The organism is Streptomyces sp. NPDC058664 (assembly GCF_042716635.1).
In the GTDB taxonomy this organism is placed as follows: Bacteria; Actinomycetota; Actinomycetes; order Streptomycetales; family Streptomycetaceae; genus Streptomyces.
Map to the genome: position 1 here is coordinate 1 of NZ_JBHXRW010000070.1, position 18,186 is coordinate 18,186.

Here is an 18,186-nt window from a genome sequence, read left to right on the forward strand (position 1 = left end):
AGACCACCACCGTGTCCAGGCGCACGGCCTTGTCGCCGTCGTACTCGATGGTGACCTGGGTCTTGCCGTCGGGCCGCAGGTAGGGGATGGTGCCGTTCTTGCGGACCTCGGTCAGCCGGCGGGACAGCCGGTGCGCGATGTGGATCGGCAGCGGCATCAGCTCGGGCGTCTCGTCCGAGGCGTAGCCGAACATCAGGCCCTGGTCGCCGGCGCCCTGCTTGTCCAGCTCGTCCTCGTCACCCTCGACGCGCTTCTCGTAGGCGGTGTCGACACCCTGGGCGATGTCCGGGGACTGCGACCCGATGGACACCGACACGCCGCAGGAGGCGCCGTCGAAGCCCTTCTTCGAGGAGTCGTAACCGATCTCGAGGATCTTGTTCCGGACGAGGGTCGGGATGTCCGCCCACGCCTTGGTGGTCACCTCGCCGGCGACGTGCACCAGGCCGGTGGTGATCAGCGTCTCGACGGCGACGCGCGAGGTCGGGTCCTCACGCAGCAGCGCGTCGAGGATGGTGTCGCTGATCTGGTCAGCGATCTTGTCGGGGTGCCCCTCGGTGACGGACTCCGAGGTGAACAGACGACGGGACACAACGCTCCCTGGGGTTGCAGCGGCTGCTGGCTCTTCGTTGACGGACCGGCAGGGGGCTGCGCCCCAAGACGTTCCGCGGACAGTCTATCGGTCACGGTCGCGCGATGGACCAGGTGTCTCGCCTGGCGAATGCCCTGTGAGGGTGAATCCGGCCCGGGCACGGCGGGTCCCTTCCCCGGTGGGGCGCACATCACACGCCCGCCGGGGTCTCCCGGTCGGCCCGAGACGCGGGACGCGCCGGTCCCGGCCCCTGTCAGGTCGCGGAGCGCAGCCTCGGCAGGACCAGGTCCCAGACCGTCTCGGCGAGCGCTTCCTTCGGACCGTACGGTACGGGGGTCTCGGCGCCGTCCGACGCGAGCACCACGGCCTCGTTCTCCTCGGAGCCGAAGGTCTTGCGCTCCCCCACCTCGTTGACGACGAGGAGGTCGCAGCCCTTGCGGCGGAGCTTCTCGCGTCCGTTGGCGAGGACGTCGTCGGTCTCGGCGGCGAAGCCCACGACGACCTGGCCCGGCAGGGCACGGTCGGCGGCGAGCTCGGCGAGGATGTCGGGGTTGCGGACCAGTTCGACGGTGGGGGCTCCCCCGTCGTCCTTCTTCTTGATCTTCCCCGACGCGTAGACGGCCGGACGGAAGTCGGCGACGGCCGCCGCCATGACCACCGCGTCGGCGTCGGCCACGGCCTTGAGCACGGCCTCGCGGAGCTGGAGCGCGGTGCCGACGCGCACGACGTCGACGCCCGCCGGGTCGGGAAGGCCGGTGTTGGCCTCGACCAGGGTGACCCGGGCGCCACGGGCGGCGGCGGCCTTCGCGAGGGCGTAGCCCTGCTTGCCGGAGGAGCGGTTGCCCAGGTAGCGGACGGGGTCGAGGGGCTCACGGGTGCCGCCGGCGCTGACCACGACGTGGCGTCCGGCGAGGTCCGCGGTGGCGTCCGCACCACGCGCCAGGATCCTTCGGCAGATCTCGAAGATCTCCGCAGGGTCGGGCAGCCGGCCCTTGCCGGTGTCGACGCCGGTGAGGCGGCCGACCGCGGGTTCGACGACCACGGCGCCGCGGCGGCGCAGGGTCGCCACGTTCTCCTGGGTCGCCGGGTGCTCCCACATCTCGGTGTGCATGGCGGGGGCGAAGACGACCGGACAGCGCGCGGTGAGCAGTGTGTTGGTGAGCAGGTCGTCCGCGAGGCCGTGGGCGGCCTTGGCGAGCATGTCGGCGGTGGCGGGGGCGACGACGACGAGGTCGGCGCCCTGGCCGATCCGTACGTGCGGCACCTCGTGGACGGTCTCCCACACCTCGGTCGAGACGGGGTGGCCGGAGAGCGCGGACCAGGTGGCCTCGCCGACGAAGTGGAGGGCGGAGTCGGTGGGGACGACCCGGACGTCATGGCCGGACTCGGTGAGCCGGCGCAGCAGCTCGCACGCCTTGTAGGCGGCGATGCCGCCGCTCACGCCCAGGACGACCTTCGGCTTGGCCACCACGCTCACTGTTGCTCCCCGCACTCGGATGCGTACGACTCCATGAGACACCACAGGCCCGGCGGATGTTCCGCCGGGCCTGTGGTGACAAGCGTTACAGGTGCTACGTACTTACTGGGCCGGGCCCTCGATGGCCTCGGACGTCAGCAGACCCGCGTTGATCTCGCGCAGGGCGATCGAGAGCGGCTTCTCGTGGACGTGGGTGTCGACCAGCGGACCCACGTACTCCAGCAGGCCCTCGCCGAGCTGGGAGTAGTACGCGTTGATCTGACGCGCGCGCTTGGCCGCGTAGATCACGAGGCTGTACTTCGAGTCCGTGGCCTCGAGCAGCTCGTCGATCGGCGGGTTGATGATGCCCTCGGGCGCGGTGATGGAAGAGGACACGCTCTACCTTCCGAAGATGGAAACCGGGGATCATTCCCCAGAAGTCAACAGCATCAACGTTAGCAGCTCGCGCGCTACGTCCTCGACGGAGGTGTTGACAAGGGTGCTGTCGAACTCCGACTCGGCGGCCAGCTCGACCTTCGCGGCGGCCAGCCGGCGCTCGATGACCTCGGGCGACTCGGTGCCGCGGCCGGTGAGGCGGCGGACCAGCTCCTCCCAGCTCGGCGGGGCCAGGAAGACCAGCTGCGACTCGGGCATCGAGTCCTTGACCTGCCGGGCGCCCTGGAGGTCGATCTCCAGGAGCACGGGCTCGCCGGCGTCGAGGCGCTCGAGGACGGCGCCGCGCGGGGTGCCGTAGCGGTTGCCCGCGAACTCGGCCCATTCGAGGAGCTCACCGTTGGCGATCAGCTTGTCGAACTCGTCGTCCGCCACGAAGAAGTAGTGGACGCCGTGCTTCTCGCCGGGGCGGGGCTTCCGGGTCGTCGCCGACACCGAGAGCCAGACCTCGGGGTGGACCTTGCGCATATGAGCGACGACCGTGCTCTTGCCGACCCCTGAGGGGCCGGAGAGCACGGTCAGCCGCGGACGTACCTCTGCTGCCATGCAACGATTATTCCAGTGGTTCACCCCCGCTTGCGCAGGGAGGACGCCGCATGCCGGGAATGTCCCGGAAAGTCAGGCGTTGGTGCTGCCGAACTCACGCTCCAGGGAGGCGATCTGGTTGGAGCCGAGACCGCGCACCCGGCGGCTCTCGGAGATCCCGAGTCGCTCCATGATCTGCTTGGCGCGGACCTTGCCCACGCCGGGGAGCGACTCGAGCAGTGCGGAGACCTTCATCTTGCCGATGACGTCGTTCTCCTGGCCGGTCTTGATGACCTCTTGGAGGGAGGCGCCGGAGTGCTTGAGTCGATTCTTGACCTCGGCCCGCTCCCGGCGAGCCGCGGCGGCCTTCTCGAGCGCGGCTGCGCGCTGTTCAGGGGTAAGGGGCGGAAGAGCCACGCCTACGTCACCTCGGATGTCGATCTGTCGGATACGGACCGGTGAGGAACCTGGACGCCCCACACCAGTGGAGCAACGAACAACGCAGTGGGCGTTGAACGCCTGCTCTGCCCCGGAGACTAGCGGCCGAGGCCGCTCCAGTCAGCGAGAACAGCGGAAAAGTCCTGGTCAGCATCGACCGACCGGGACTTTCCCGGCAAAACGACCCTGTTTTGCGCCAAGTTTTCGTCAAGGAGTGAGACGGCCCGGTGAGACGGTTCGTCTCACCGGGCCGAAACAGCTCCGGAACGGGGGCGCTCCAGCTCCCACCTGCGGATTGACCGCGGAGCCCGTTACGCGCCGACGGCCGCGCGGATGTCGTCCGCGTACCGGAGAGCCGAGTCCCGCAGGGCGGCCGCGTCCGGGCCGTGCCGCAGGACGCCGCGGCTGACGTTCGGGACGACGTTGCCGACCGCGTCACCGAAGACCGCGGGGAGATCGGCCGGGGTCGCGCCCTGGGCGCCGATGCCGGGGGCGAGGAGGGGACCGTTGATGTCCAGGTCGAACGAGGACAGGTCGCCGAGGGTGGCGCCGACGACCGCGCCGAAGGAGCCCATCGGGCTCTCCCCCGCGTTCTCCTCGGCGAGGTGGGCCAGCATGATCGCGCCGATGGTGCGCCCGGCCGGGTCGTCGGTGCGGACCGCCCGCTGGACCTCCGCCCCCTCCGGGTTCGAGGTGAGGGCCAGGACGAAGAGACCGGCACCGGACTCGCGGGCCAGGTCGACGGCCGGCTTCAGGGAGCCGTAGCCGAGGTACGGGGAGACCGTGAGCGCGTCGGAGAAGAGCGGGGAGTCCTTGTGCAGGAACGTCTCCGCGTACGCGGCCATCGTGGAGCCGATGTCGCCGCGCTTGGCGTCCATGACGACCAGGCCGCCCGCCGCGCGGAGCTCGGCGACGGCGCGCTCCAGGACGGCGATGCCGCGCGAGCCGAAGCGCTCGAAGAAGGCGGACTGGGGCTTGAAGACGGCCACGGTGTCGGCGAGTGCCTCGACCACCGTGAAGGTGAAGCGCTCCAGGCCGGCGATGTCGTCGGTCAGGCCCCAGGAGTCGAGCAGCGCGGCGTGCGGGTCGATGCCGACGCAGAGCGGGCCGCGCTCGTCCATGGCGGAGCGCAGGCGGGTGCCGAAGGAGAGGGTCACGGGGTGGCCTTTCGGTTGTCGGCGCCGACGGCCTCGGCGAGGGTGGCGTACGGGGAGGCGGCGAGGCGCGCGGCGAGGCCCTTGTGGATCGCGCGGGCGTAGAACGGGCCCTCGTAGACGAAGGCGCTGTAGCCCTGGATCAGGGTGGCGCCGGCCAGAATGCGCTGCCAGGCGTCCTCGGCGTTCTCGATGCCGCCGACGCCCACCAGGACCAGGCGGTCGCCCACGCGCGCGTGGAGGCGCCTGAGCACCGCCAGGGAGCGTTCCTTGACGGGCGCGCCGGAGAGGCCGCCGGTCTCCTTGACCAGCGCGGGGTCGGACTTCAGGCCCAGGCCCTCGCGCGCGATGGTGGTGTTGGTGGCGATGATGCCGTCGAGGCCGAGCTCCAGGGCGAGGTCGGCGACCGCGTCGACGTCCTCGTCGGCCAGGTCGGGGGCGATCTTCACCAGGAGCGGGACGCGTCGGTCGGTGACCGTGCGGTCGGCGGCTTCCCGTACGGCGGTGAGGAGCGGCCGCAGGGACTCCGTGGCCTGGAGGTTGCGCAGGCCCGGGGTGTTCGGCGAGGAGACGTTGACGACCAGGTAGTCGGCGTGCGCGGCGAGGCGCTCGGTGGACTTCACGTAGTCGGCGGCGGCCTCGGCCTCCGGGACGACCTTGGTCTTGCCGATGTTGACGCCGACGACGGTCTTGAACACCGGCACGCGCGCGTGGAGCCGCTCCGCGACGGCGGCGGAGCCCTCGTTGTTGAAGCCCATGCGGTTGATCAGGGCGCGGTCCGGGACGAGCCGGAAGAGGCGCTTCTTGGGGTTGCCGGGCTGGGCCTCGCCGGTGACGGTGCCGATCTCGACGTGGTCGAAGCCGAGCATCGACATGCCGTCGATGGCGACGGCGTTCTTGTCGAAGCCGGCGGCGAGCCCGAAGGGGCCGTGCATGCGGAGGCCGAGGGCCTCGGTGCGCAGCTCCTTGTACCGGGGCGCCAGGACGGCGGCGACGAAGGTCCGCAGCACGGGGACGCGGGCGGCGAGGCGGATCCAGCGGAAGGCCAGGTAGTGGGCCTTCTCGGGGTCCATCCGCTTGAAGACGAGGTCGAAGAAGAACTTGTACATGTTTCCGGTCCAGGTCTGCTCATGGCGAGGGGGACACCGCAGGTCCTGCCGGTGTCCCCCTCGTCGTACGGGCTTGCTAGTCGCGGGCCGCGGTCAGGTGCTCCGCGTGCTCCTGGAGCGAGCGGACGCCGACGTCGCCGCGGTTGAGCGCGTCGATGCCCTGGACGGCCGCGGCGAGCGCCTGGACCGTGGTGAGGCAGGGGACGCTGCGCGCCACCGCGGCCGTACGGATCTCGTAGCCGTCGAGGCGGCCGCCGGTGCCGTACGGGGTGTTGACGATCAGGTCGACCTGGCCGTCGTGGATGAGCTGGACGATCGTCTTCTCGCCGTCGGGGCCCTCGCCCTCGCTGAGCTTGCGCACGACGGTGGCGTTGATGCCGTTGCGGCGCAGGACCTCGGCGGTACCGGAGGTGGCGAGCAGCTCGAAGCCGTGGGCGACGAGCTCGCGCGCCGGGAAGATCATCGTGCGCTTGTCGCGGTTGGCGACCGAGATGAACGCGCGGCCCTTGGTGGGCAGCGGCCCGTAGGCGCCGGCCTGCGACTTGGCGTACGCCGTGCCGAAGACCGCGTCGATGCCCATGACCTCGCCGGTGGAGCGCATCTCCGGGCCGAGGACGGTGTCGACGCCGCGGCCGTGCACGTCGCGGAAGCGCGACCACGGCATCACGGCCTCCTTGACGGAGATCGGCGCGTCGAGCGGCAGGGTGCCGCCGTCGCCGGTCCTCGGCAGCAGGCCCTCGGCGCGCAGCTCGGCGATGGTGGCGCCGAGCGAGATGCGGGCGGCGGCCTTCGCGAGCGGGACGGCGGTCGCCTTCGAGGTGAAGGGGACGGTCCGGGAGGCGCGCGGGTTGGCCTCCAGGACGTAGAGGATGTCGCCGGCCATCGCGAACTGGATGTTGATCAGACCGCGTACGCCCACGCCCTTGGCGATGGCCTCGGTGGAGGCGCGCAGGCGCTTGATGTCGAAGCCGCCGAGGGTGATCGGGGGCAGGGCGCAGGCCGAGTCGCCGGAGTGGATGCCGGCTTCCTCGATGTGCTCCATGACGCCGCCGAGGTAGAGCTCCTCGCCGTCGTAGAGCGCGTCGACGTCGATCTCGATGGCGTCGTCGAGGAAGCGGTCGACCAGGACCGGCCGGGTGGGGCTGATCTCGGTGGACTCGGCGATGTACGACTCCAGGCGGGCCTCGTCGTACACGATCTCCATGCCGCGGCCGCCGAGCACGTACGAGGGGCGTACGAGGACGGGGTAGCCGATCTCGTCGGCGATGGCCTTGGCGCCGGCGAAGGTGGTCGCGGTGCCGTGCTTGGGGGCGGGGAGGCCGGCCTCGGCGAGGACCTGGCCGAAGGCGCCGCGGTCCTCGGCGGCGTGGATGGCCTCCGGGGAGGTGCCGACGACCGGCACGCCGTTGTCCTTGAGCGCCTGGGAGAGGCCCAGCGGGGTCTGGCCGCCGAGCTGGACGACGACACCGGCGACGGGGCCCGCGAGGGTCTCGGCGTGGACGATCTCCAGGACGTCCTCGAGCGTCAGCGGCTCGAAGTACAGGCGGTCGGAGGTGTCGTAGTCCGTGGAGACGGTCTCCGGGTTGCAGTTGACCATCACGGTCTCGTAGCCGGCGTCGCTCAGGGCGAAGGAGGCGTGGACGCAGGAGTAGTCGAACTCGATGCCCTGGCCGATGCGGTTCGGGCCGGAGCCCAGGATGATCACGGCGGGCTTCTCGCGCGGCGCGACCTCGCTCTCCTCGTCGTACGAGGAGTAGAAGTACGGGGTCTTGGCCGCGAACTCGGCGGCGCAGGTGTCGACCGTCTTGTAGACCGGCCGGACGCCGAGGGCGTGCCGGACCTCGCGGACGACGTCCTCGCGCAGGCCGCGGATCTCGGCGATCTGGGCGTCGGAGAAGCCGTGGCGCTTGGCCTCGGCGAGGATCTCCGGGTGGAGCTTCTCGGCGGCGGCCAGCTCGTCGGCGATCTCCTTGATCAGGAAGAGCTGGTCGACGAACCACGGGTCGATCTTCGTGGCGTCGAAGACCTCCTGCGGGGTGGCGCCGGCCCGGATGGCCTGCATGACGGTGTTGATGCGGCCGTCGGTGGGGCGGACCGCCTGCTCCAGGAGGAGGGCCTTGTCGCCGGGCTCGCCGACGAAGGTGAACTGCGAGCCCTTCTTCTCCAGGGAGCGCAGGGCCTTCTGGAGCGCCTCGGTGAAGTTGCGGCCGATCGCCATGGCCTCGCCGACCGACTTCATGGTCGTGGTCAGCGTGGAGTCGGCGGAGGGGAACTTCTCGAAGGCGAAGCGCGGGGCCTTGACGACGACGTAGTCGAGCGTGGGCTCGAAGGACGCCGGCGTCTTCTCCGTGATGTCGTTGGGGATCTCGTCCAGCGTGTAGCCGACGGCGAGACGGGCCGCGATCTTGGCGATCGGGAAGCCGGTCGCCTTGGAGGCGAGCGCGGAGGAGCGGGAGACGCGCGGGTTCATCTCGATGACGATGATCCGGCCGTCGACCGGGTCGATCGCGAACTGGATGTTGCAGCCGCCGGTGTCGACGCCGACCTCGCGGATGATCGCGATGCCGATGTCACGCAGCCGCTGGTACTCGCGGTCGGTGAGCGTCATCGCCGGCGCGACGGTGATCGAGTCGCCGGTGTGGACGCCCATCGGGTCGAAGTTCTCGATGGAGCAGACGACCACGACGTTGTCGTGCTTGTCGCGCATCAGCTCCAGCTCGTACTCCTTCCAGCCGAGGATGGATTCCTCCAGGAGCACCTCGGTGGTCGGGGAGAGCGTGAGGCCCTGGCCGGCGATGCGGCGCAGCTCCTCCTCGTCGTGGGCGAAGCCGGAGCCGGCGCCGCCCATGGTGAAGGAGGGGCGGACGACGACGGGGTAGCCGCCGAGCGTGTCGACGCCCTTGATCACGTCGTCCATGGAGTGGCAGATGACCGAGCGGGCGGACTCGCCGTACCCGATCTTGGCCTTGACGGCCTCGACGACGCCCTTGAAGAGGTCGCGGTCCTCGCCCTTGTTGATGGCCTCGACATTGGCGCCGATGAGCTCGACGCCGTACTTCTCCAGGACGCCCTGCTCGTGCATGGAGATCGCGGTGTTGAGCGCGGTCTGGCCGCCGAGGGTGGGCAGGAGGGCGTCGGGGCGCTCCTTGGCGATGATCTTCTCGACGAACTCGGGGGTGATCGGCTCGACGTACGTGGCGTCGGCGATCTCCGGGTCGGTCATGATCGTGGCCGGGTTGGAGTTGACCAGGATCACCCGCAGGCCCTCGGACTTGAGGACGCGGCAGGCCTGGGTGCCGGAGTAGTCGAACTCGGCGGCCTGTCCGATGACGATCGGTCCGGAGCCGATGACCAGGACGGACTGGATATCGGTGCGCTTAGGCACGCTCGGCCTCCATGAGGGATACGAAGCGGTCGAAGAGGTACGCGGCGTCGTGCGGGCCCGCGGCCGCCTCGGGGTGGTACTGGACGGAGAAGGCCGGCTGGTCGAGCAACTGGAGGCCTTCGACGACCTGGTCGTTCAGGCACACGTGGGAGACCTCGGCGCGCCCGTAGGGCGTCTCGGAGACCTTGTCGAGGGGCGCGTCGACGGCGAAGCCGTGGTTGTGCGCGGTGACCTCGACCTTGCCCGTGGTGCGGTCCTGGACCGGCTGGTTGATGCCCCGGTGGCCGTACTTCAGCTTGTAGGTGCCGAAGCCGAGGGCGCGGCCGAGGATCTGGTTGCCGAAGCAGATGCCGAAGAGCGGGGTCCTGCGCTCCAGGACGCCCTGCATGACGGCGACGGGGCCGTCGGCGGTGGCCGGGTCGCCCGGGCCGTTGGAGAAGAACACGCCGTCGGGGTCGACCGCGTACACGTCCTCGACGGTGGCGGTGGCGGGCAGCACGTGGACCTCGATGCCGCGCTCGGCCATCCGGTGCGGGGTCATGCCCTTGATGCCGAGGTCGACGGCGGCGACGGTGAACTTCTTCTCACCGATCGCGGGGACGACGTACGCCTCCTTGGTGGCGACCTCGGCCGAGAGGTTCGCGCCCTTCATCTGGGGCTGCTCCCGCACCTTGTCGAGCAGGGCCTCGTCGCGGACGCCGGTCCAGGCGTCGCCGGAGAAGATGCCGACGCGCATGGCGCCGCGCTCGCGCAGGTGGCGGGTGAGGGCGCGGGTGTCGATGCCGGAGATGCCGACGACGCCCTGGCGCTCCAGTTCCTCGTCCAGGGAGCGCTTGGCGCGCCAGTTGGAGGAGACGCGGGCGGGGTCGCGGACGACGTAGCCGGCCACCCAGATCTTCGAGGACTCGGGGTCCTCGTCGTTGACGCCGGTGTTGCCGACGTGCGGGGCGGTCATGACGACGACCTGGCGGTGGTACGACGGGTCGGTGAGGGTCTCCTGGTATCCGGTCATGCCGGTGGAGAACACGGCCTCGCCGAAGGTCTCCCCCACGGCCCCGTAGGCGCGGCCGCGGAAGATGCGGCCGTCCTCCAGGACGAGTACGGCGGGAACCTTGCTGGTTCCCCGGGTGGAGGTCGTCATCGTGCGATGCCTTCCGTCGTGTTGATCATGGAGTTGATGGTCTCGACCCAAGCGGTGTGCTCGGCCGCCCGGTCGGAGCGGAAGCCGGAGTCGAGCAGCTTGTCGCCGTGCGCCCAGGTGACGACCAGCAGGCCGCCCTCGGCGAGGACCTTGCCCGCGATGCCCTTGTCGAGGCGGGCCTCGCGCAGGGCCTCGGCCGGGACGAAGAAGTCGTTCGCCCCGGGGCGTACGACCGCGATCCCGGCGTCGGTGAGCGTGAGCTCGACGCGGCTGCGGGTGCCGAGGCCGTGGGCGACGATCCGGTCGAGCCACTGCCCGGCGGTCGTGGACCCGTGGTAGCGCCCGCTGAGAGTCAGTTTCGCCGCACCGGCCGTCTCGGGCGCGGTGGGGAGCTCGGGCAGGTCCGACTGGAGGCTGCCGCGCCACTTCCAGCCCTGGCGCATCAGCCAGTAGACGAAGGCGATGAAGATCAGCAGTCCGGCGACCCAGCCGATCCTTCCGGCCCAGTCGGTCACCTCCGCCGACTTCCGCTCGGCTGCCTCTGCGGCGATTGCGATGAGTGGTGTCACGCCAGCTTCCCGTCCACGACCGTTGCCCGGCCCCGCAGGATGGTGTGGGTGACGCGCCCCGGCAGCTCACGGCCCTCGTAGGGGGTGTTTCGGCTGCGGGAGGCGAAGTCCGCGGGGTCCACGACACCACGGTAAGCCGGATCGACCAGCGTCAGGTTCGCGGGCTCACCTGCCGAGACGGGTCGTCCATGGCCCTTGGCCCGTCCGATGCGGGCCGGGGCGAAGGACATCCGGTCGGCGACGCCGGCCCAGTCGAGGAGACCCGTCTCGACCATCGTCTGCTGGACGACGGAGAGCGCGGTCTCCAGGCCGACCATGCCCATGGCGGCCGCGGCCCACTCGCAGTCCTTGTCCTCGTGCGGGTGCGGGGCGTGGTCGGTGGCGACGATGTCGATCGTGCCGTCGGCCAGCGCCTCGCGCAGCGCGAGGACGTCCCTCTCGGTGCGCAGCGGCGGATTGACCTTGTAGACCGGGTCGTACGAGCGGACCAGCTCGTCCGTGAGGAGGAGGTGGTGCGGGGTGACCTCGGCGGTGACGTCGATGCCGCGGGACTTGGCCCAGCGGACGATCTCGACGGAGCCGGCGGTGGAGAGGTGGCAGATGTGGACGCGGGAGCCGACGTGCTCGGCGAGGAGGACGTCGCGGGCGATGATCGACTCCTCGGCGACGGCGGGCCAGCCGCCGAGGCCGAGCTCGGCGGAGACGATGCCCTCGTTCATCTGGGCGCCCTCGGTGAGGCGGGGCTCCTGGGCGTGCTGGGCGACGACGCCGCCGAAGGCCTTCACGTACTCCAGGGCGCGGCGCATGATCACGGCGTCGTCGACGCACTTGCCGTCGTCGGAGAAGACGGTGACGCCGGCGGCCGAGTCGTGCATGGCGCCGAGCTCGGCGAGCTTCTTGCCCTCCAGGCCGACGGTGACGGCGCCGATGGGCTGCACGTCGCAGTAGCCGGACTCCTTGCCCAGGCGCCACACCTGCTCGACGACGCCGGCGGTGTCGGCGACCGGGTGGGTGTTGGCCATGGCGAAGACGGCGGTGTAGCCGCCGGAGGCGGCGGCGCGGGTACCGGTGAGGACGGTCTCGGAGTCCTCGCGGCCGGGCTCGCGCAGGTGGGTGTGGAGGTCGACGAGGCCGGGCAGCAGGATCTGGCCGTCGGCCTCGATCACGGTGGCACCCTCGGCGGAGAGGTCCGTGCCCGTCTCCGCGATGATCTCGCCGTCGATCAGGACGTCCTGGACCTCGCCGCCCAGCACCTGCGCACCGCGGATAAGGATCTTGCTCATGGTTACTTGTTCTCCTCGGTGCGGGTGTGGGTGACGGCGGAGTCGTTGCCGCCCAGAAGCAGGTAGAGGACCGCCATCCGGATGGAGACGCCGTTGGCGACCTGCTCGACGACCGTGCAGCGGTCGGAGTCGGCGACCTCGGCGGTGATCTCCATGCCGCGGACCATGGGGCCGGGGTGCATGACGATGGCGTGCTCGGGCATCCTCGCCATCCGGTCGCCGTCGAGCCCGTACCGGCGCGAGTACTCGCGCTCGGTGGGGAAGAAGGCGGCGTTCATCCGTTCGCGCTGCACACGCAGCATCATGACCGCGTCGGACTTCGGCAGCACGCGGTCGAGGTCGTACGAGATCTCGCAGGGCCAGGTCTCGACGCCGACGGGGACCAGGGTGGGCGGGGCCACCAGGGTGACCTCGGCGCCGAGGGTGTGCAGCAGGTCGACGTTGGAGCGGGCGACCCGGCTGTGCAGGACGTCGCCGACGAGCGTGATCCGCTTGCCCGCGAGGTCCTGGCCGAGCCCGGTGTCCCTGCCGACCAGGCGGCGGCGCATGGTGAAGGCGTCCAGGAGGGCCTGGGTGGGGTGCTGGTGGGTGCCGTCACCGGCGTTGACGACGGGGGCGTCGATCCAGCCGGAGGTGGCCAGGCGGTACGGGGCGCCGGAGGCGCTGTGTCGGATGACGACCGCGTCGACGCCCATGGCCTCCAGGGTCTGCGCGGTGTCCTTGAGGGATTCGCCCTTGGAGACGCTGGAACCCTTGGCCGCGAAGTTGATCACGTCGGCGGAGAGCCGCTTCTCGGCGGCCTCGAAGGAGATCCGGGTGCGCGTGGAGTCCTCGAAGAAGAGGTTGCAGATGGTCCGGCCGCGCAGCGTCGGCAGCTTCTTGATGGGCCGGTCGGCCACCCGGGCCATCTCCTCGGCGGTGTCGAGGATCAGGACGGCTTCGTCGCGGGTGAGGTCGGCGGCCGAGATGAGGTGACGCATCATCGGGGTGTCTCTCCGTGGTGGGGAGGTGTGAGGGCGTGCGGGGGCGCAGGGGTGTGCCCCGGCCCCGCGGGGGAAGCCGGTCCGGCTAGGAGGCGGTCCTGGAACCGAGCAGGACGGTGTCGCGACCGTCCTCCTCGGCGAGCTGGACCTTGACCGTCTCCCGCAGCGACGTGGGGAGGTTCTTGCCGACGTAGTCGGCGCGGATCGGGAGCTCGCGGTGGCCGCGGTCGACGAGGACGGCGAGCTGGACGGCGCGCGGGCGGCCGATGTCGCCGAGGGCGTCGAGGGCGGCGCGGATGGTGCGGCCGGAGAAGAGCACGTCGTCGACGAGGACGACCAGGCGGCCGTCGACGCCCTCACCGGGGATCTCGGTGCGGCCGATGGCGCGCGCGGGCTTCATCCGCAGGTCGTCCCGGTACATGGTGATGTCGAGGGAACCGACCGGGATCTTGGTGCCGGTGATCGATTCGAGCTTCTCGGCGAGCCGGCGGGCGAGGAAGACACCGCGGGTGGGGATGCCGAGGAGAACCACGTCGTCCGCGCCCTTGGCGCGCTCGACGATCTCGTGTGCGATGCGGGTCAGGACCCGCGCGATGTCGGGGGCCTCGAGAACGGGCCGGGCGTCATCGCCGTACTGCTGCTGGGTGTCCATGAAGAAACGGACCTCCTTCTCCGCCTCACGGGACGGCTCTTAAAGGACGTCGGATTTGCGCGGTCAACGATACCAGGGGCGGTCGTGCGACCCGCCCGCACCCCGCGCGCCACTCCGGGTGCCACCCCCGGGAGGGGGCGGTACGGACCTTTCGGCTTGACGGGAAAGTGTAACGCTGCGTAACCTCACAGTGAGTTACCAGCCGCGCGGCGCAGCCGCATGTCGTCACAGCGTCCGGGAGCGTTATGTCCAGCGAATACGCAAAGCAGCTCGGGGCCAAACTCCGTGCCATCCGCACCCAGCAGGGTCTCTCGCTCCACGGGGTGGAGGAGAAGTCCCAGGGCCGCTGGAAGGCCGTCGTGGTCGGCTCGTACGAGCGTGGCGACCGCGCGGTGACCGTGCAGCGCCTTGCCGAGCTGGCCGACTTCTACGGGGTGCCGGTGCAGGAGCTCCTGCCGGGCACGACCCCGGGTGGAGCCGCAGAGCCGCCGCCGAAGCTGGTCCTGGACCTGGAGCGGCTGGCGCACGTCCCCCAGGAGAAGGCCGGCCCGCTCCAGCGCTACGCGGCGACGATCCAGTCGCAGCGCGGCGACTACAACGGCAAGGTGCTGTCGATCCGTCAGGACGACCTGCGTACCCTCGCCGTCATCTACGACCAGTCCCCCTCGGTCCTCACCGAGCAGCTGATCAGTTGGGGCGTGCTCGACGCGGACGCGCGCCGCGCGGTCGCCCACGAGGAGAACTGACCCCCTTCCGAGGTCACAGCAGAAACGTACCGCCGGGCCCCTGGACGACATCCGACGTCCACGGGCCCGGCGTTTTGCGCGGACGCGCCGAGCGGTGCTGCCGGGCCTGCGCCCTGTCGGGGCCCAGGAGACGTCGAAGGGCCCGCAGCACGGGGTGCTGCGGGCCCTTCGACCACCGGAACGTCTACGGACTCAGACGTCCGCGTCCCGGCGCAGACGCGGCTTCAAGTCCTTGAAGCGCGCGAGGAGACCGTTGACAAAGGTCGGCGACTCGTCCGTGGAGAACTCCTTGGCGAGCTGCACCGCCTCGTCGATCGCGACCGCGTCCGGCGTCCCGTCCTCCCAGATCAGTTCGTACGCGCCGAGGCGGACGATGTTCCGGTCGGCGACGGGCATCCGGTCGAGGTCCCAGTCCACCGCGTAGGTCGCGATGAGCTCGTCGATCCGCGCCACGTGGGCCGCGTACCCCTCGACCAGCTGCATGGTGAAGTCGTTGACCGGCGGCTGGCGGTCGTCCGACCGCGCGTGCCGGATCTGGTCGGCGAGGACCTCCTGGACGGAGGCGCCGCGCTGGTCGGCCTCGAAGAGGATCTGGAAGGCGCGCTTGCGGGCCTTGCTCCGAGCGGCCACGGTTAGTCGTTCACCCGACCGAGGTAGTCGCTGGTGCGGGTGTCGACCTTGACCTTCTCACCGGTGGTGACGAAGAGCGGGACCTGGATCTCGTGACCGGTCTCCAGCTTGGCGGGCTTGGTGCCGCCGGTGGAGCGGTCGCCCTGGACGCCCGGGTCGGTGTGCTCGATCGTCAGCACGACGGCGGCGGGGAGCTCGACGTAGAGCACCGAGCCCTCGTGCTGGGCGACGGAGGCGGTGAAGCCCTCGATCAGGAAGTTGGCGGCGTCGCCGACGGCCTTGCGCTCGACCATCAGCTGGTCGTACGTCTCCATGTCCATGAAGACGAAGTAGTCGCCGTCCATGTAGGAGAACTGCATGTCGCGGCGGTCGATGGTGGCCGTCTCGACCTTCACACCGGCGTTGAAGGTCTTGTCGACGACCTTGCCGGACAGCACGTTCTTGAGCTTGGTGCGCACGAAGGCCGGGCCCTTGCCGGGCTTGACGTGCTGGAACTCGACGACGGACCAGAGCTGGCCGCCTTCGAGCTTGAGCACCATGCCGTTCTTGAGGTCGTTCGTGGAAGCCACGGTTGCGGAATCTCCTGGACTGACGTGGGACCGGGGAGGCGTACGCGCCTTACAGCGCGAGCAGCTCCTTGGTCGTGATGGTGAGTAGCTCGGGTCCGCCGTCCGCCTCCTGGCGTACGACGAGCGTGTCATCGATCCGGACCCCGCCCCGGCCCGGGAGGTGGACCCCCGGTTCGACGGTGACCGGCACACAAGCGTCCAGTTTACCCATGGCCGAGGGTGAGAGCTGCGGGTCCTCGTCGATTTCGAGCCCCACCCCGTGCCCGGTGAGGGGCACGGCGGCCTCCGCGTGCCCCGCCGCGTCCAGGATCTGGCGGGCCGCCCGGTCCACGTCCCGGTACTCGGCGCCGGGTGCGAGCGACTGCCGGCCGGCCCGCTGAGCGGCGAAGACGAGCTCGTACAGCTCGATCTGCCAGTCGGCGGGGGTGGTGCCGATGACGAAGGTGCGGCCGATCTCGCAGCGGTAGCCGCGGTAGTCCGCGCCGAGGCAGACGGAGAGGAAATCACCCTCCTCGACCCGGCGGTCGGTGGGCCGGTGCCCGCGCCGTCCGGAGTGCGGGCCGGTCGCCACCGAGGTGGGGAAGGCGGCCCCGTCGGCCCCGTGGTCGACGAGCCGCCGCTCCAGCTCCAGGGCGAGATGCCGCTCGGTCCGCCCCACCAGGATCGACTCCAGGAGCTCCCCGAGTGCCTGGTCGGCGATCTCGGCGGCGATCCGCAGACAGGCGATCTCGTCCTCGTCCTTGACGATCCTGAGCTGTTCGACGGCGCAGGCGAGGTCGGCGAGGCGCAGTCCGGGCGCGACGGAGCCCATGGCCCGGTGGCGGGCCACGGTCAGGTCGTGTTCCTCGACGGCGAGCGCGTCGGCGCCCGCCCGGCGGGCCAGGTCGACGGCGGCGACGGCCGGATCGCCGCCACCGGTGGGCTGGACCTGCCGGCGGAGCAGTTCGTCGAGCCGTCCGTCGGCCGGTTCGCCGCCGGGCGCCACGGGGCAGATCAGGACGTCCGCGTCCGGCTCCGGTCCGACGAGGAGTACGGCGCCCGGGGGCGAACCCCCCGCGAGATAGCGGACGTTGGCGGGGCGGGAGACCAAGGCCGCCGGGCTGCCCGCGGCCGCGCACCGGTCGCGCAGCCGTACACGGCGGTCCGCATACACCTCTGACATGCTCCGAGCGTACGAGGAGCGGGCGGCGGTGGCCTGTTCAGAACGGCCGTCCGGGCAGGACCCCGGCCGGGGTCACCAGGTGGGCGGGCTGGCGATCGCGCGGGCCAGGACGTCGTCGAGGACCCGGGCGGTGGTCTCGACGTCGTACGTGGAGTTGTCGATGATCGGCAGACCGGAGCCGTACCAGCCGGCCATCCGGCCGTGGATGGCGGCGACCTCCTCGTCCGAGAGACGCCGGTTGCCGCTGCGCTCGGCGTTGCGCTCCAGGACGACCTCCAGGCCGGGCAGGAGCACGACGGGGAGCAGACCGGGGCCGACATGGCGCTTCCAGCCGCCGAGGCCGACCACGGGCCGGTCGGGGAAGACCGCGTCGTCGACGATGCAGGAGATGCCGTTGGCGAGGAAGTTGCGCGCGGCGAAGCCACAGGTGCGGCGGGCGAGCCGGTACTGGGCCTCGGAGTGCTCGTTCCACCCGGACTGCGGGTCGGCGAAGCCGGAGCAGACCCACTCGCGCACGTCGTCGAGGCTGATGTGCGCGGTGGGCACGCGGCGGCGCTGCGCCCAGTGCCTGGCCACGGTCGTCTTGCCGGCGCCGGCGGGGCCGATGAGCAGCACGGCGAGGGTCGCGGCGCCCGTACCGGCGCCGTGCTCCACGGAGGGCGCGAGCGGGGCGCTCACGGGCGGCAGCGGCACATGGCCGGTGAGGTCCGCGCGGGGGGCGGCACCGCCGGGGTACGGGGAGCCGCCCGGGTACCGCGTCCCCCCGGAGGGCGGGGAAGCGGCTCCGGTGGCACCCCAGCCGGACGTCGGGGGCCCCGCGGGGGGCCCGGGGTGCGCCGGGGGCGCGGCCCGGGGAGGGGCTGCCGGGTGCGGGGGCTTGGGGGCCCCGGCCTGGACGGCGGGATGCACGCCCAGCCTGGCCCCGGGCGGCCCCGGGTACGGGGCGCCCGGCGGAGGCGGGGGCACGGACGGGTCGCCGGTCCCCGCTCCGGAGAGAGGAGGGGGCACGGGCCTCTGGCCGGGACCGTCCGACCGACCCGACGGCCCGGGCCCGGGCCCCGGGGCGAGCCCGGGGCCCGCGGCCGGGCCGGAACCCGCTCCCTGGCCGAATCCCTGACCGAGGCCGGGCCCCATGCCCTGACCGGGTCGTGAAGCCTGACCCGTGCCGGCATCCCGCCCCTGGCCGGAACCCTCGCCCGGCGCCTGGCCCGGTCGCTCGGGCGGTGGCAGCGGACCCCCCACTGCGTGCTGCATCCGGTGCCACTCCGTCTCGTACGCCTGATGTATTCGGTGCGCCGGAACGTTACCGCCCCCGGCCCCCACAAGGGGAACGGCCGGGGGT

Annotated in this window: 18 protein-coding genes; 1 reads left to right on the plus strand and 17 read right to left on the minus strand. The window is 71.2% G+C overall.

Going from position 1 to position 18,186, the window contains the following annotated elements; all coding sequences use genetic code 11:
• The 13 genes from ACFWUY_RS35480 to pyrR all read right to left on the minus strand — a co-directional run.
• The coding region (locus tag ACFWUY_RS35480; protein WP_384119650.1) for an S-adenosylmethionine synthetase N-terminal domain-containing protein at positions 1-589 on the minus strand (589 nt) is incomplete at its 3' end.
• A gap of 253 nt (positions 590-842) precedes the next feature.
• Positions 843-2,057, minus strand: a complete 1,215-nt coding sequence (coaBC, locus tag ACFWUY_RS35485; protein ID WP_384119653.1) for a bifunctional phosphopantothenoylcysteine decarboxylase/phosphopantothenate--cysteine ligase CoaBC — start codon at positions 2,055-2,057, stop codon at positions 843-845.
• Positions 2,058-2,168: 111 nt separating this feature from the next.
• The gene (gene rpoZ, locus ACFWUY_RS35490; protein WP_005319902.1) at positions 2,169-2,441 is read right to left on the minus strand and encodes a DNA-directed RNA polymerase subunit omega; all 273 of its coding nucleotides are present in this window, start codon (positions 2,439-2,441) and stop codon (positions 2,169-2,171) included.
• 30 nt (positions 2,442-2,471) lie between these two features.
• A complete protein-coding gene (gene gmk / locus ACFWUY_RS35495; protein ID WP_384119656.1) occupies positions 2,472-3,044 on the minus strand; it encodes a guanylate kinase in 573 nt (190 codons plus the stop codon).
• 72 nt (positions 3,045-3,116) lie between these two features.
• Positions 3,117-3,440, minus strand: a complete 324-nt coding sequence (locus ACFWUY_RS35500; protein WP_384119662.1) for an integration host factor — start codon at positions 3,438-3,440, stop codon at positions 3,117-3,119.
• Positions 3,441-3,772: 332 nt separating this feature from the next.
• Positions 3,773-4,618 carry an orotidine-5'-phosphate decarboxylase gene (gene pyrF, locus ACFWUY_RS35505; protein WP_384119665.1) on the minus strand — a complete coding sequence of 282 codons (846 nt, stop codon included), beginning with the start codon at positions 4,616-4,618 and terminating at the stop codon, positions 3,773-3,775.
• Complete coding sequence (locus ACFWUY_RS35510) at positions 4,615-5,724, minus strand: quinone-dependent dihydroorotate dehydrogenase (protein ID WP_384119670.1); 1,110 nt, start codon at positions 5,722-5,724, stop codon at positions 4,615-4,617. Before ACFWUY_RS35510 ends, pyrF begins: the two co-directional genes overlap by 4 nt.
• Positions 5,725-5,800: 76 nt before the next feature.
• On the minus strand, positions 5,801-9,109 hold the full coding sequence (carB, locus tag ACFWUY_RS35515) for a carbamoyl-phosphate synthase large subunit (protein WP_384119675.1): 3,309 nt from the start codon (positions 9,107-9,109) through the stop codon (positions 5,801-5,803).
• Positions 9,102-10,250, minus strand: a complete 1,149-nt coding sequence (carA, locus tag ACFWUY_RS35520) for a glutamine-hydrolyzing carbamoyl-phosphate synthase small subunit (protein WP_384119678.1) — start codon at positions 10,248-10,250, stop codon at positions 9,102-9,104. Before carA ends, carB begins: the two co-directional genes overlap by 8 nt.
• Complete coding sequence (locus ACFWUY_RS35525) at positions 10,247-10,819, minus strand: hypothetical protein (protein ID WP_384119683.1); 573 nt, start codon at positions 10,817-10,819, stop codon at positions 10,247-10,249. The genes carA and ACFWUY_RS35525 overlap by 4 nt, the downstream gene beginning before the upstream one ends.
• Positions 10,816-12,102 (minus strand): dihydroorotase, encoded by a 1,287-nt coding sequence (locus tag ACFWUY_RS35530; protein WP_384119686.1) that lies wholly within the window; start codon positions 12,100-12,102, stop codon positions 10,816-10,818. Before ACFWUY_RS35530 ends, ACFWUY_RS35525 begins: the two co-directional genes overlap by 4 nt.
• A gap of 2 nt (positions 12,103-12,104) precedes the next feature.
• Positions 12,105-13,085, minus strand: a complete 981-nt coding sequence (locus tag ACFWUY_RS35535; protein ID WP_384119691.1) for an aspartate carbamoyltransferase catalytic subunit — start codon at positions 13,083-13,085, stop codon at positions 12,105-12,107.
• Between the two features lie 85 nt (positions 13,086-13,170).
• Positions 13,171-13,737, minus strand: a complete 567-nt coding sequence (pyrR, locus tag ACFWUY_RS35540; protein WP_384119696.1) for a bifunctional pyr operon transcriptional regulator/uracil phosphoribosyltransferase PyrR — start codon at positions 13,735-13,737, stop codon at positions 13,171-13,173.
• A 245-nt stretch (positions 13,738-13,982) separates the two neighbouring features.
• On the opposite strand from pyrR, the gene bldD reads away from it, so the two are divergent.
• Entirely contained in the window at positions 13,983-14,483 is a 501-nt protein-coding gene (gene bldD / locus ACFWUY_RS35545; protein ID WP_015032294.1) for a transcriptional regulator BldD, read from the plus strand.
• 192 nt (positions 14,484-14,675) lie between these two features.
• Here bldD and nusB read toward each other — a convergent pair whose 3' ends face one another.
• From nusB to ACFWUY_RS35565, 4 genes are all read right to left on the minus strand, one after another.
• The gene (gene nusB / locus ACFWUY_RS35550; RefSeq protein WP_384119701.1) at positions 14,676-15,113 is read right to left on the minus strand and encodes a transcription antitermination factor NusB; all 438 of its coding nucleotides are present in this window, start codon (positions 15,111-15,113) and stop codon (positions 14,676-14,678) included.
• Between the two features lie 2 nt (positions 15,114-15,115).
• Positions 15,116-15,682 carry an elongation factor P gene (gene efp, locus ACFWUY_RS35555; protein ID WP_030204497.1) on the minus strand — a complete coding sequence of 189 codons (567 nt, stop codon included), beginning with the start codon at positions 15,680-15,682 and terminating at the stop codon, positions 15,116-15,118.
• 49 nt (positions 15,683-15,731) lie between these two features.
• Positions 15,732-16,844, minus strand: coding sequence for an aminopeptidase P family protein (locus ACFWUY_RS35560; RefSeq protein WP_384119707.1), 1,113 nt, complete (start codon positions 16,842-16,844; stop codon positions 15,732-15,734).
• A 72-nt stretch (positions 16,845-16,916) separates the two neighbouring features.
• Complete coding sequence (locus ACFWUY_RS35565) at positions 16,917-17,978, minus strand: AAA family ATPase (protein WP_384119709.1); 1,062 nt, start codon at positions 17,976-17,978, stop codon at positions 16,917-16,919.
• Positions 17,979-18,186: the final 208 nt, after the last annotated feature.

Coding starts and splice junctions, on each gene's coding strand:
- gmk (WP_384119656.1), bottom strand. CDS start 3,044: ATGGCAGCAGAGGTACGTCCGCGGCTGACCGTGCTCTCCGGCCCCTCA.
- ACFWUY_RS35510 (WP_384119670.1), bottom strand. CDS start 5,724: ATGTACAAGTTCTTCTTCGACCTCGTCTTCAAGCGGATGGACCCCGAG.
- carA (WP_384119678.1), bottom strand. CDS start 10,250: ATGACGACCTCCACCCGGGGAACCAGCAAGGTTCCCGCCGTACTCGTC.
- ACFWUY_RS35530 (WP_384119686.1), bottom strand. CDS start 12,102: ATGAGCAAGATCCTTATCCGCGGTGCGCAGGTGCTGGGCGGCGAGGTC.
- ACFWUY_RS35535 (WP_384119691.1), bottom strand. CDS start 13,085: ATGATGCGTCACCTCATCTCGGCCGCCGACCTCACCCGCGACGAAGCC.
- pyrR (WP_384119696.1), bottom strand. CDS start 13,737: ATGGACACCCAGCAGCAGTACGGCGATGACGCCCGGCCCGTTCTCGAG.
- bldD (WP_015032294.1), top strand. CDS start 13,983: ATGTCCAGCGAATACGCAAAGCAGCTCGGGGCCAAACTCCGTGCCATC.
- ACFWUY_RS35560 (WP_384119707.1), bottom strand. CDS start 16,844: ATGTCAGAGGTGTATGCGGACCGCCGTGTACGGCTGCGCGACCGGTGC.
- ACFWUY_RS35565 (WP_384119709.1), bottom strand. CDS start 17,978: ATGGGGCCCGGCCTCGGTCAGGGATTCGGCCAGGGAGCGGGTTCCGGC.